Origin of the sequence: Thalassolituus sp. UBA2009 (assembly GCF_002335285.1) — a bacterium.
In the GTDB taxonomy this organism is placed as follows: Bacteria; Pseudomonadota; Gammaproteobacteria; order Pseudomonadales; family Oceanobacteraceae; genus Venatoribacter; species Venatoribacter alkanivorans.
In genome coordinates this window covers 6,179-18,822 of sequence record NZ_DDCJ01000051.1, presented here as the reverse complement: position 1 = coordinate 18,822, position 12,644 = coordinate 6,179, and the positions used below count along the sequence as shown (strand labels likewise).

Sequence of the window (12,644 nt, the reverse complement as noted above, 5' to 3'; positions counted from 1 at the left end):
TGATGCCAACAGTGCGATGGCCTGCCTGCGCACCTGCTATGGCGATTTAGGGGTGGTCTGGAATCTGGTGGTTACGCGCAGTGTGATGCCACAGTTTTTTTCTGCCCGGCAAGCTACCCAACTGGTTCAGGATGGTGCTGTCTGTCTGCGCGGACATTGCGGCGCTGAATTGCAGCTGGTTGCCTGCGGTGCCGTGCAACTGCAGCAAATGCTGAAAGCCTCCGACCGCTTACGTCAGCAGCGTGTAGCGCATTCACTGATTTATTTATTAGAGCCAGGACGCTTCCGTCAGGCGCGCGACCGTTGGGAAAAATCAGCGCTGGCTGATCCGGCGGTTGTGCGCGCACTGTTTCCTGCCAGAGTGCGTTACCGGGTTTTTCTCACCCATGGCCGGGCTGAGGTGCTGCTGGCAACCTGCCGGCAACTGGATCTGGGCGCGCAACGAACCCGGGCATTGGGGTATATCAACCGTGGCGGCACACTGGATACTCAGTCGCTGTTATTTGTAAACGGCTGCACCTGGGCTCATGCTCTGGCAGCACTGGCAGAATTATGTGGTCAGAAACCAACGCTGTGGCTGACCGAAGAAGAGTGGCGGGCGATTGATGGGCGCGGCAACCCCTACCATGTTATTCCTGAGCCTTTATGATTCCGGCGACGACCAGCGCTGAGCGGCCTGGTTGTCACTGTCTTTTGCTTCCACCCAATAGCCGGCTGCTGTTGTCTGTTCTTTTTTCCAGAACGGCGCGCGGGTTTTCAGAAAATCCATAATAAATTCACAGGCGCGGAAAGCGGCTTCACGGTGAGCACTGCTGACCAGTACCAGCACAATCTGCTCGTTAACGCTTAATGTACCAATGCGATGAATAATGGTGATATTGCCGAGGGGCCAGCGTTGCCGTGCCTGTTCGGTGATCTGCAATAATGATTTTTCAGTCATGCCCGGATAGTGCTCCAGCGTCATGCTTAATAACGAGTCGCCGGCCAGCTCGCGAACACTGCCGATAAAACTGACGATGGCTCCGCAATCAGCCTGATTACCCAGCACTGCGTATTCGTCGGCCAGATTAAAATCTTCCTGCTGCACTTTTATCCGGGTTAAATGTTCCATATCAGCCACCGGTCACCGGAGGGAAAAAAGCAATTTCATCACCGGCAGTAATTGCTTCGTCAGGTGTACACAGTTGCTGATTACGGGCGCAGAGCAGATCGGGCCTGGCCAGTGCTGAGTCCCAGTTCTCTCCCTGGGCGCGTAATTCCTGTATTAAACCGGCAATACTTCTGGCTTCGCTTTGCCAGTTAAGTTGCCCGCAACCAAGGGTTTCGCGCAGGGCGGCAAAAAAAACAATATTAAACATGATCAGATTCTCCGCTACGCAGCCAGTGGCCGCTTTTACCGCCTTGCTTTTCCTGCAGGCGGATATCACTGATGACCATGGCCGGATCAACCGCTTTGCACATATCGTAAATGGTCAGGGCTGCAACGGATGCCGCCGTGAGTGCTTCCATTTCCACGCCGGTCTGGCCACGCAGACGGCACAGGGTCGTGATATGAATTTCCTGTTCTGAAAGAACAAAATCTACGCTGACTTTGCTCAGGGCCAGCGGATGGCAAAGCGGAATTAAATCGCTGGTACGTTTGGCCGCCATAATGCCGGCGATGCGTGCCGTTGCCAGTACGTCACCTTTTTTAATTTCAGTCTGCTGAATACGGGCGATAACATCCGGGCGGGTGATGATTCTGGCGCTGGCATAAGCGCTGCGCAGACTGCTTTCCTTGGCCGACACATCGACCATGTGAGCATGACCGTGCTGATCAATATGGGTCAGATCTGACATAAAATTCTCCAGGGTCTGTTAGGGCCTAACGACAGGCATTAACAGGGCTGTTTTTAACATGGGCAACGAAATTACATGGCCCGGTGCGGCTGTCCAGCTGTGGTGCGATCAGCGCTTCCCAGGCCTGACGGCAGGCGCCGCCAGAACCGGGAACAGCAAAAATAAGGGTTTTATTGGCAATCCCGGCCAGTGCCCGGGACTGCATACTGCTGCTGCCAATATCGGTAAAACTTAACTGCCGGAATTGCTCGCCGAAGCCCTCGACCTCTGCATCAAATAAAGGGCGGATGGCTTCTGGTGTGCAGTTGCCCTCAGAGAAACCGGTGCCGCCATTAATAATAATGACCTGAATATCCTGGCTGGCAATCCAGTCGCTGATGCAGGCGCGGATGTCATAACGGTTATGCTTTAACAGGGCGCGGGCGCGGATTGTGTGGCCGCTTTCCTGAGCCAGTGCCAGCAGCAGATTGCCACTGCTGTCTTCGGCCGGAGTGCGATGATCCGACAGCGTCAGAATGGCAATGTTTAAGCGGAAAAATTCTTTGCTGGTATGTTTACTCATATTAATGACCGCCTTGCGAAGCGTGACAGGCCAGCTGCCAGTCTTCGGGAGTATTTGTATTCAGCAACAGCTGTGGTGATGGGCAGGGAATTGCTCTGGCCGCACAATAAGACAGCAGGGCACCAACAGAACGCCGTCCTTTTTCATGCAGTTGTTTTGCAATATAAGACTGTAAATCGCTGCTGTTATGCAGCACGCAGGGCAGATAATGATCTTTAAAGAAAACCGGCTGTTCCTGTGAATGACGTATCAGAGTGCGCAAAAGTGCTGCCGTCATCCAAGGCATGTCGACAGCCAGTACCAGTACACGCTCATGTTTGCAGAATGGCAGCAGAGTATGCAGACCAGACAGGGGCCCATGCCCTGCCTGCTGGTCGGGAGTGCCCAGTTGCGGATGGCTGAGCTGAATATCGTCACAACCCGCCTGTTGCAGCCGTACCTGCTGCAACAGCCATAGCGGCAGACCGTTCATCGGCAACTGCGCTTTATCGGTCCCCATACGTGAAGAGCGTCCACCGGCAAGAATAATGGCACTGAACATATCTCACCCCCCGATCATGGCCAGATGACGGGTCTGGCCACTGCGTTGCTGATGCAGATAGTGGCTTTCTTCTTTTCCGCCAATGGCCCGCTGTAAAAATGCTTCGACCGGTGCAGGATCGTCGCTTTGCAGCAGCTCACGCAGACTTTGATGCTCGTCGGCAAATAAGCAGAGAAATAATTCCCCTTGACTGGATACGCGCAGGCGATTGCAGCTGCTGCAGAAGTCTTTACTGTAAGGCATGATAAGTCCGACCCGGCCAGCATAATCCGGATGGGCATATTCCAGCGCCGGACCATCGGTGGTTGCCTTAGGCTGCAGTTGCCAGCCATCCTCGGTCAGCTGCTGACGGATAAATTCACCGCTTAAATGCTGTTCCTGATAGAAACCGGCATTATCGTTGGTCCGCATTAATTCAATAAAACGCAGTGATACAGGCCGGTCTTTTATAAAGCGCAAAAAGCCAGGAAGAGAATGGGTATTGTGCTGGCGTAATAAGACGGTGTTCAGTTTTACTTTCTGAAAATTCAGCTGCAGGGCCTGATCGATCCCCTGCAAAATATAATGCAGACGATCGGCCCCGGTTATGCGTGAAAAAATAGCAGGGTCAAGGCTGTCGACGCTGATGTTCAGGGCATCCAGTCCGGCTTTTTTCCAGCCGGATATTTCTTTCTGCAGATTGTAGCCATTGGTGGTCAGGGCAACCTGTTCTATGCCCGGTACTGATTTGCATAAGCTGATAATTTCGCTGAGATCGCGGCGCAGTGCCGGCTCTCCTCCGGTCAGGCGAACCTTGCGGGTACCCAGACGGGCGAAGGCGGTCAGCAGGCGGCGGACTTCATGGATATTCAGATCAGACTCTGCTGTATCACAATCATTACCTTCTGGCAGGCAGTAGGTACAACGGAAATTACAGCGTTCAGTCAGCGACAGGCGCAGGTAAGTAAAGCGCCGGGCAAAACGGTCGGTCAGCATAAGACACCTTTCCAAGCATGGGAGGAAGCTGGGTTTCCCCTGAATCCCGGTGGCAGTATTGCCACGGCTGAGCTGCCATAACTCACCGATGAGGGGAGTGAGCGTTAGGCAGATCAGCTCGGCGTCAGTTGAATATAGCGGTATGAGGAGGCTGCTACTATCCGCTTCCCGGGATAGTGGCATGCCTCTTTATGGGTAGGTCACTGCAGCCTGATGTCCGCTGAAAAGCAGCTGATCCCGGCAGTAACGGATGTCCCGGTGTGTCAGCATCATATCCGCAAGGGTTTCGCTGCCGCGCACATCACCGGCAAGAATAAAACCGATAATGCGATCTCCGGCAATGATGATCTTGCGGTAGATGCCACACTCCGGAATATGCATCGTGAGGCACTGATTGTTCTTTTCGGCGTTCAGGCTTCCGGCATAATGAATGGCGAATTTATTTACCGAAATCCGGTGTGGCAGATCTGGTTTGCCAAGCCAGAGTTCCCGCAATAACGAAAACTGATCGGAATGCTCGTTCGTTTTTCTCCAGCAGCGGGAGGCAAACATATTAAGAATTGATTCAGGCGGTGTGAAATGATCTCCGCCATCGGGCAGATCCAGACTGTCAGTTGAAGAGATTTTTATGTTCTGGGTTTGTATCTGAGCATGACGGATTTCTTTATTTCTGCTGCTCAGCGGCATGTAAATTACAGGTATTGTTTTGGGGATGGTGTTTTTTTCTTCAGACGGAATTATTTTAACGCCAGAGTTTTTTATCTCTCTGTAAATCAGCCGCTGAATATGTTTGTCAAACCCGGGGTTTATAAGGGCGGCTTTATCGGCAACCAGGTATGCCGGAAATCCTGCACGGGCAACACTGGTTGCATATTGGATTGCCAGTTCAGAGCTGCCGATGATGGTGATACCGCCGGATTTCTGTAAATGGTTCTGGGCGAGCTGAATATTTTCAGGTGTGTGCAGTGGAATATACAGACTCCGGTCACCGGCCGTTTTCAGTACCGATATATGCCTGGCATCAGGACGTGTATCGACGACGGCAGCATAATTTATGTCGGGTTCTGTATGGCGGCAGATATAGCGGATTTTCCGTGCGTGATACCACTCCGGCGGAGTTTCCATTTCTGCTATCGGCAATATACCGGCAAGCAGCTGAGGAAGGCAGTGACGAGGGAAATACCGGTGGTCGGATTGTGACAGCAGGTGAATATGGCTGAAACAATTACTGGCTGAGAGTTTGTCCTGCAGCCGGTGTGAAGTGTTGTTGTCGCCGATGATAAGAATGTTTTTATTATTTCCCGCCATGTCGAATGCCTCTGACCTGACGGTGATATTGGGCCGGATACTATGCACAGGCAATACTAAAGAACGCATACCTCATAAAGGGTATAACGATTTTCACCCGATTTAATCTCAATTGACTTTGATTGGGTGCGCCTTAGTATGGAACGATAATCAGCGAAAACGGTTAAAAAAATGGATAGCAAAAAATCGACAATCATGTTGGTTGATGATCATCCCCTGTTGCGTAAAGGACTAAAGCAGCTGCTTGCATTTGAGGATGACCTTGAGGTTATCGCCGAAGCCAGCAGCGGTGCAGAAGCAATTGATCTTGCTGTTGAAGATGAGCCGGATCTTATTATTCTGGATCTTCATATGCAGGGTATGGATGGTCTGCAGACACTGACTAAATTACGCGACCGGGGCATTACCTCGAGAATCGTTATGCTTACTGTTTCGGATGCTGATGACGATGTGCTTACCGCCATTGGTCAGGGAGCTGATGGTTATCTGCTGAAAGATACCGACCCGGATATGCTGCTGGAGCAGATTAAGCAGGCTGTCGGCGGCAAGATGGTGTTGAGTGAAGCGGTGACTAAGGTTTTGGCCGCTGCTATTCGCCGTCCGGCGGTGCGTCCTGCATCTGAACTGGATGCCCTGACCGGACGTGAAGTTGAAATTCTGGAATGCATTGCCAAGGGTATGAGCAACAAAGTTATTGCCCGTGAGCTGGATATTTCCGACGGTACGGTCAAGGTTCATGTGAAGCATTTGCTGAAAAAACTCGGACTGCGCTCCCGTGTGGAAGCGGCGGTCTGGATGGTGAACCAGCAGGGTGAAGATAAGGGGTGAGTATGCAGTCTGTCGCCGATGCTGTTGCCGGTATGCTGGCGGCGACATCCGGATATGCCCTGGGTGAAGAGAGTGTCGCTCTGCAGCAACTGGACGGACGCATTCTGGCAAAACCTCTTTATGCACCGGAAACCGTGCCGGCGTTTGATAACTCGGCGATGGATGGCTATGCGCTGCACAGCCGCGATGCAGAGCTGCTCTGCAGCACCGGTTTAACGCTGGCTGGTGTGGCACTGGCGGGGCATCCCTTCCGTGGTGTGCTGCAACCGGGACAGGCGTTACGGATTATGACCGGCGCTGAAATGCCGGCCGGCGCCGATACCGTCATCATGCAGGAAGATGTGCAGGTCGATGTGCAGGCAGATGGCGAGTGTATTATTTCGCAGGCACCACTCCACCCCGGCAGCCATGTGCGTCATGCCGGCGAAGATATCCGTCGCGGTGAGGTGATGCTGGCCGCCGGACAACGTTTAACTCCGCTGCATATTGGCTTATTAGCCAGCGTCGGTCTGGCGCAGGCTGAAGTCTTCCGTAAATTACGGGTTGCCCTGTTCTCCAGTGGCGATGAATTATGCCAGCCGGGCGACTCCCGCCAGGCACACCAGATTTATGACAGCAATCGCTTTGCTTTACGGGCGATGCTGGAGCGCATGCCGGTTGAAATTATCCACTTTGCCTGGCTGCCGGATACCCTTGAGGCCATGCGCTCTGCCATTGCTGCAGCAGCACAGGAAGCCGACGTTATTATCACCAGCGCCGGTGTTTCAGTCGGTGATGCCGATTATACCCGTCAGGTGCTGGATGAACTGGGCGAGGTTAATTTCTGGCGGGTTGCCATGAAGCCGGGTAAACCTTTCGCTTTCGGACGCGTAAAAAACAGCTGGTTTTTTGGTCTGCCGGGCAATCCGGTATCGGCCATTGTAACCCTGGATCAACTGGCTCAGCCGGTATTGCGCCAGTTGTGTGGCGAACGTGTTCAGGCGGCACTGCCGCTGCTGGCAACCGCTGCTGAAGCCTTCAGAAAACAACCGGGAAGGCAGGACTTTCAGCGCATCCGTCTGGACTCTGAAGCGGGTGTTTTAATGGCTTCGCCGTGTGGCAGTCAGGGTTCTGGCCTGTTGCATGGTTTTGCTGATGCTCAGGGGTATGCCGTACTTGAAGCGGAGCGCGGTCATGTCGCGCCGGGCGAACAGGTTCGTGTAATGCCTTTGGGTACATTATTGAATTAACACCATGAACGACGAACAACTGCTGCGTTACAGCCGGCATATTTTCCTCCCCCAGATTGATATCGATGGCCAGCTGGCCCTGTGTGACAGCCATGTTCTGGTGATTGGTCTGGGCGGTTTGGGCGCGGCCGCTTTACCCTATCTGGCGGCCAGCGGTATCGGGCAGCTGACGCTGGTGGATGATGATCATGTTGAGCTCAGCAATCTGCCACGCCAGATTATTCATCCGCAGGATCGGGTGGGAATGAGCAAAGCCGAGTCTGCCGCGGCAACCGTGATGCAGCTGAATCATGATGTGCGGGTGCATACCGAAATCCGCCGCGCAGATGCTGTCTGGCTTGAGCAGGTTTTACCGCAGTTTTCTCTGGTGCTGGATTGCACCGACGAGCCTCTGGTTCGTTACGCCCTCAATAAAGCGGCGCTGAAATACCGGATTCCCTGGGTCAGTGCGGCCGCTGTCGCCATGGACGGTCAGCTGACGGTGTTTGATCCGCGCCGGGCCGACAGCCCCTGTTACCGTTGCCTGTATCCGGATGTGCAGCCGGACCAGCGTAATTGCAGTGAGAGTGGCGTGCTGTCGCCTCTGGTAGGAGTTATCGGTACGTTACAGGCGGTGGAAGCCCTGAAGCTGCTGAGCGCTGCCGGTGAGTCTCTGTGTGGGCGGCTGCTGTCGTTTGATGCCCGTGCCAGCCGCTTTCATGAATGGCGGATTACCCGCCGCCCGGACTGTGCCGATTGCGCTGCTCAGTCCTGAGTAAAGCGGTACGGTTTATTTAAGCCCGAGCTTCTGTGCCAGCTTGTGCAGATTACTCGGGTCCATACCCAGAGCCCGTGCGGTTTTGCTCCAGCTGCCTTGCTGTTGCTGCAGTTCGTGCAGAACCAGAGTCTGCTGAAAGTATTTAACGGCTTCTTTCATTGGCATTCCCTGCACCGCTTTCAGTAATGAATCACTGCTGTCTTCGCCTGTTGCGTGTGCATGGTGACGGGAGGTTGGCAGCTCAAGATCCAGTGAACGGCAATCCAGAGTCACAATATCGTGCCGTTGTGCTCCCCGGCTCAGCGCTTTGATGGCTGCACGGCTGATAACATGCTCCAGCTCACGGATATTGCCGGGCCATGGATAGGTCTGCAGTGCTGCCTCGGCATCGGCCGATAAGCGCAGGCTGCGCAACCCTAAGCGGGTGCGGTTTAATTCCAGAAAATGCCCGGCCAGCAGAGGAATGTCCTGCCCGCGCTCACGCAGGGGAGGAATCGGGATAGGATAAACAGACAGGCGATGATACAGATCGGCCCGGAATGCGCCTTCGGTAATCTGCTCTTTCAGGTTGCGGTTGGTCGCGGCCAGAATACGGACATCCACATGGCGGGTCTTATCGCTGCCCAGTCTTTGAATTTCACCATTCTGCAAAACCCTCAGCAGCTTGGCCTGTACCGGCAGCGGTAGTTCACCGACCTCATCAAGAAAGAGTGTGCTCTTATCTGCGGTTTCAAACCGCCCGGCGCGGTCGCTGGTGGCACCGGAAAATGCGCCTTTAACATGGCCGAATAATTCACTTTCAGCGAGGTGTTCCGGCAGTGCCGCACAGTTGATGTATACCATTGGCCGTGCGGCGCGTGCTGACAGCCTGTGTGTGTAGCTGGCAAAGATTTCTTTACCGACACCGGTTTCTCCCAGCAGCAGTACCGGCAGGTCGGAGGCCGCAACTACTTCGAGTTCTTTTTTAATCTGACGGATGGCACTGCTGTTGCCAATAATTTCATTGTCGGCTTCGGTGCCAATGGCGATATTGCCGGCACCATCCAGCCGGACACGGCGCAGACCGCGTATTTCTTCTTCCAGCATGCTGATACGGATGGCCGTTTCCAGTACCGGGCGATAGCTGTCCAGCTCGTCAATGCGGCTCTGGTCAAAGGTGCCCGGAGTCAGAGAGTCGAGGGTCAGGGCGCCCCAGCGCTCACCGTTCAGCCAGAGGCTGGTTCCCATGCAGTCATGCACCGGCAATGCTTCCCCGGGCTGAGTCTCCAGCAGGCCGTCATAGGGATCGGGTAACGGGCTGTCTGGCGGAAAGCGCAGAGCATGGCTGGTGGTCATAACGGCCGACAGGCGTGGGTGCTGAGCCAGACTGAATTTACGGCCATGCGCTTCGGTAACCAGACCGGAGACGGCGACAGGACGCAGATACTCACCCTGCAAGCGCAGCAGAGCGACAGCGCCACAGTTAAAGCTGGTGCGGATACTTTTAACGATATGGTCAAAGCGTTCGCCGGCCGGCATATCTTTGATGAGTTCCGTAAGCAGCTGTTGTCCGGGCATGAGAGGTCTCTGTGTTGGTATGTGCTTGGTGGTATTTACCAAAGTGTAGATTTTACAGGGAATATCCGGGTTATTTATACCCACTCTCTGTTGACCGGCAGCAAGTATGCGCTCTGGCGGCTGGCCTGCATCTTGCTGATCACTTCTGTTGAATCAAAACCTTTATATATCAGGAGAGTTTATGGAAATTCTGAATCGTTCTCTGAGTGATATTGCCACAACCATTCCCGGTGCTTCTGCTTTGTTACGTCAGCTGGATATTAATTTCTGCAATCAGGGCATGGTGAGCTTGCAGCAGGCACTGGAACATAAGGGACTTGATCCGGAAGAGGTGGCGGCCGGTCTGGCTGAACTTGAAATGACCGAACACCATCATGATGATCCCGCCATTGATTGGGGCAAAGAACCCCGCATGAAACTGATCGGTCACATCCTGGAGCGTTACCATGCCCGCCATCGTGAGCAGTTACCGGAGCTGATCTTCCTGGCTGCAAAAGTTGAACGGGTGCACAGCGATTCCGCCAACTGTCCGTCCGGACTCGCTGATCTGTTGCGCGATATGAGTCATGAGCTGGAAAGCCATATGATGAAAGAAGAGCAGATTCTGTTTCCGATGCTGGCCGGGGGAATTTATCCGAATGGCCCGATTAATGTGATGCAGGATGAGCACCTGGAACATCTGGAAGCCATTAACCGTTTGTGCAGTCTGACCAATAATATGAAAGTTCCGGCGGGTGCCTGTAACAGCTGGCGCTCGCTGTATCTGGGCCTGCAGACGCTGGTGGACGATCTTATGCGGCACATCACGCTGGAAAATTATTTTCTGTTTGTACCACCTAAAGCAACGTCTTCAGACTGCTGCGGCAGCTGCCAGTAATATAAAATCTGCGAGGGGCCGGTGCGAATCGGCCCAGTCTTCGTACGGATTGCTCAGTGATTTAAGAAACGCCTTAATTGTTCATATCAGGTTTCCGCATAACAATAACTGATAGCGGCGGTATATCGTTGTATATTTACCCCTGTTACTGAATTTCCGGAAAACTTCAGGAGTTATCATGCAGAAAAAAATCCGTATCGGCATTCTGACGGTCAGCGACAGAGCCAGTGCCGGTATTTATGAAGATATTTCGGGTCAGGCTATCCGTGAAACATTAACGGAATATTTATCCGGTGAGTGGGAAGCGGTTTATCGTCTGATCGCCGATGAGCGTCCACAGATTGAAGAAACACTGTGTGAGCTGGTGGATGAGGAAAAATGCTGTCTGGTAATTACTACCGGAGGTACAGGGCCTGCTCTGCGTGATGTGACGCCGGAGGCAACCGAGGCGGTCTGTGATCGTATGATGCCGGGGTTCGGTGAGCTGATGCGCATGGAGTCTCTGAAATATGTGCCTACCGCCATTCTTTCACGTCAGACTGCGGGCCTCAGAAAACAATCATTAATTATTAATCTGCCGGGCAAGCCGAAAGCAATACGTCAGTGTCTGGATGCGGTATTTCCCGCTGTACCTTACTGTATTGATCTTATGGATGGGCCCTATCTGGAATGTAATCCGGAGGTCATCAGTATTTTCCGTCCGGCGAGCTGATTATTTTCTGTTTTTGTGCCGGCATAGCAGCTTTTTATTTATTTTCAGAAGCTGCCTGCCGGCATCCGGACAGGCCCGGATTATTGCTCGTTATCTTCTGGCTGTTTATTGGCGGCTTTACGAAAATCCCGGATCGCACCACCAAGATCACCTCCCAGAGAGCGCAGCCGTTTACTGCCAAATAATACGATTACAATCAGCAGTACGATCAGTAACTGCCATGGACTTATTCCCATAATACGTACCGCCTTAATGGTGCATGCTGTGATCTTCGGAATGGTTTTCGCCCATCATTTGCTGATGTTGCAGCAGGGCTTCTTTCAGCTGCTCGAACGTCATCACGCTGGTTTGTCTGTCAGAGGCAAACAATGCTGCACTTTCCTTATTGGCAAAGCTGGCGATTGGCGTGCCCATTGAGCCTGCCATATCGGGGGCTACAACGTAAAACGCCTGCATGGCATTAATCAGATGTGCATCATCCGGTCTGTTCCAGTCGCTGCGGCTCATATCGTGAACGTATAACGTCATTTGCTGAACCTGATTTTCAGGCTGTAACCACCAGTGCAGCATCTCGGCGGATGAGCAGAATTTTCTGGTAGCACCATTGCCCGATATCGCTTCGCCTTTGGGACCGGGAAAGCGGGTGATGGCCATGCCGCACACGTGGCATTCATCTGATGAGTGAAAGGCGACCGGTGAATGTGTGGTGATTTCACTGTTGGTTGGCTGGCTGCAGCCTGCCAGTAATGCGCTGAATATCAGGGCAGCAACAGAAATGATGGAGTGTACTTTTTTCATGAACTTATCCTTTATAACGTTAAATCGCACGACGACGTAAGGCGAAATGAGCAATACCCAGGCTGGCAATCAACCAGATAAATAATGAGAACCACAATCCCGGATTTGTGATGGGTAAATCCCGCCCCAAAGCCATAACACCATTCATTGCACTGCCGTCGCCAAGACCGGACAGATTTATTTGCCGGAATATATCGGTGGGATTAAGCAGTAAAAGCCATGGCAGAAGGTCAGGGTTGAGCTGCCCTTTACTGAAGACCAGCAGTGCCAGCAGACTGAGATCAAACACCAGCACAAACAAAAACCACACGCCAAGAGCGAGGCCGGCTGCGGTCGATTTTTCGCTGGCTTTGCTGCTGAGAAAATAGGCCAAAGCAAGGAATACCCAGCCCAGTAACGTGGCTGAAAAAATAAAGCGTGAGAACGATTGAATCAGAAGCCAGATATCCAGATCGCTGACCAATAATGCAATGGCGACGGCGGCACTGCCAAAACCAATAGAGGTGGCGAGCGCAAGAATCAGCCCGTGACCGATAAATTTCCCCAGCAGTAACTGCCCGCGACTGAGCGGGTAGGTCAGCAATAACAACAGGGTTCCGCCTTCTTCTTCACCCACGATGGCATCGTAAGCAAGCAGCAGAGCAATCAGCGGAACCAGAAA

At 53.0% G+C, this 12,644-nt stretch carries 16 protein-coding genes, 1 pseudogene and 1 riboswitch; of the genes and pseudogenes, 6 read left to right on the top strand and 11 right to left on the bottom strand.

Going from position 1 to position 12,644, the window contains the following annotated elements:
* Positions 1-649, top strand: a pseudogene (locus tag B3P58_RS05625) (xylulose 5-phosphate 3-epimerase); the annotation flags it as partial.
* Here the strand turns inward: B3P58_RS05625 and moaE are convergent.
* The 7 genes from moaE to B3P58_RS05590 form a co-directional block, all read right to left on the bottom strand.
* Complete coding sequence (gene moaE, locus B3P58_RS05620) at positions 644-1,111, bottom strand: molybdopterin synthase catalytic subunit MoaE (RefSeq protein ID WP_286716458.1); 468 nt, start codon at positions 1,109-1,111, stop codon at positions 644-646. The pseudogene B3P58_RS05625 and the gene moaE sit on opposite strands and share 6 nt — an antisense overlap.
* Position 1,112: 1 nt before the next feature.
* Positions 1,113-1,358: a MoaD/ThiS family protein gene (locus B3P58_RS05615; RefSeq protein ID WP_145467972.1), complete on the bottom strand. Its 246-nt coding sequence runs from the start codon at positions 1,356-1,358 to the stop codon at positions 1,113-1,115.
* Positions 1,351-1,839 carry a cyclic pyranopterin monophosphate synthase MoaC gene (gene moaC / locus B3P58_RS05610; protein ID WP_286716457.1) on the bottom strand — a complete coding sequence of 163 codons (489 nt, stop codon included), beginning with the start codon at positions 1,837-1,839 and terminating at the stop codon, positions 1,351-1,353. Before moaC ends, B3P58_RS05615 begins: the two co-directional genes overlap by 8 nt.
* A gap of 25 nt (positions 1,840-1,864) precedes the next feature.
* Complete coding sequence (gene moaB, locus B3P58_RS05605) at positions 1,865-2,401, bottom strand: molybdenum cofactor biosynthesis protein B (protein ID WP_225691035.1); 537 nt, start codon at positions 2,399-2,401, stop codon at positions 1,865-1,867.
* Between the two features lies 1 nt (position 2,402).
* Entirely contained in the window at positions 2,403-2,942 is a 540-nt protein-coding gene (mobA, locus tag B3P58_RS05600; RefSeq protein ID WP_145467977.1) for a molybdenum cofactor guanylyltransferase, read from the bottom strand.
* 3 nt (positions 2,943-2,945) lie between these two features.
* Positions 2,946-3,917, bottom strand: coding sequence for a GTP 3',8-cyclase MoaA (moaA, locus tag B3P58_RS05595; RefSeq protein ID WP_286716456.1), 972 nt, complete (start codon positions 3,915-3,917; stop codon positions 2,946-2,948).
* Positions 3,906-4,053, bottom strand: a riboswitch (molybdenum cofactor riboswitch). It overlaps the preceding gene by 12 nt.
* A gap of 53 nt (positions 4,054-4,106) precedes the next feature.
* Positions 4,107-5,225 carry an NAD-binding protein gene (locus B3P58_RS05590; protein ID WP_286716455.1) on the bottom strand — a complete coding sequence of 373 codons (1,119 nt, stop codon included), beginning with the start codon at positions 5,223-5,225 and terminating at the stop codon, positions 4,107-4,109.
* A gap of 171 nt (positions 5,226-5,396) precedes the next feature.
* Here B3P58_RS05590 and narL point away from each other — a divergent pair, with 171 nt between their 5' ends.
* Genes narL through B3P58_RS05575 form a run of 3 tightly spaced genes read left to right on the top strand, consistent with a single transcriptional unit; the run spans position 5,397 to position 8,036 of the window.
* On the top strand, positions 5,397-6,053 hold the full coding sequence (gene narL, locus B3P58_RS05585) for a two-component system response regulator NarL (RefSeq protein WP_145467983.1): 657 nt from the start codon (positions 5,397-5,399) through the stop codon (positions 6,051-6,053).
* A 2-nt stretch (positions 6,054-6,055) separates the two neighbouring features.
* Complete coding sequence (glp, locus tag B3P58_RS05580; protein WP_286716454.1) at positions 6,056-7,282, top strand: gephyrin-like molybdotransferase Glp; 1,227 nt, start codon at positions 6,056-6,058, stop codon at positions 7,280-7,282.
* Between the two features lie 4 nt (positions 7,283-7,286).
* A complete protein-coding gene (locus B3P58_RS05575; RefSeq protein ID WP_286716453.1) occupies positions 7,287-8,036 on the top strand; it encodes a HesA/MoeB/ThiF family protein in 750 nt (249 codons plus the stop codon).
* A 15-nt stretch (positions 8,037-8,051) separates the two neighbouring features.
* Here the strand turns inward: B3P58_RS05575 and norR are convergent, their stop codons facing one another.
* Positions 8,052-9,596, bottom strand: a complete 1,545-nt coding sequence (gene norR, locus B3P58_RS05570) for a nitric oxide reductase transcriptional regulator NorR (RefSeq protein ID WP_225691030.1) — start codon at positions 9,594-9,596, stop codon at positions 8,052-8,054.
* A gap of 181 nt (positions 9,597-9,777) precedes the next feature.
* On the opposite strand from norR, the gene ytfE reads away from it, so the two are divergent.
* Together ytfE and mog are read left to right on the top strand one after the other, a co-directional pair.
* Entirely contained in the window at positions 9,778-10,473 is a 696-nt protein-coding gene (gene ytfE / locus B3P58_RS05565) for an iron-sulfur cluster repair protein YtfE (RefSeq protein ID WP_145467990.1), read from the top strand.
* A 178-nt stretch (positions 10,474-10,651) separates the two neighbouring features.
* Complete coding sequence (gene mog / locus B3P58_RS05560) at positions 10,652-11,185, top strand: molybdopterin adenylyltransferase (RefSeq protein WP_145467992.1); 534 nt, start codon at positions 10,652-10,654, stop codon at positions 11,183-11,185.
* An 80-nt stretch (positions 11,186-11,265) separates the two neighbouring features.
* Here mog and tatA read toward each other — a convergent pair whose 3' ends face one another.
* From tatA to B3P58_RS05545, 3 genes are all read right to left on the bottom strand, one after another.
* Complete coding sequence (gene tatA, locus B3P58_RS05555) at positions 11,266-11,421, bottom strand: twin-arginine translocase TatA/TatE family subunit (protein WP_225691029.1); 156 nt, start codon at positions 11,419-11,421, stop codon at positions 11,266-11,268.
* Positions 11,422-11,434: 13 nt separating this feature from the next.
* Positions 11,435-11,983: a nitrous oxide reductase accessory protein NosL gene (locus B3P58_RS05550; RefSeq protein WP_286716452.1), complete on the bottom strand. Its 549-nt coding sequence runs from the start codon at positions 11,981-11,983 to the stop codon at positions 11,435-11,437.
* A gap of 19 nt (positions 11,984-12,002) precedes the next feature.
* Positions 12,003-12,644: ABC transporter permease subunit (locus B3P58_RS05545; protein ID WP_286716451.1), on the bottom strand; the 642-nt coding region annotated here is incomplete at its 5' end.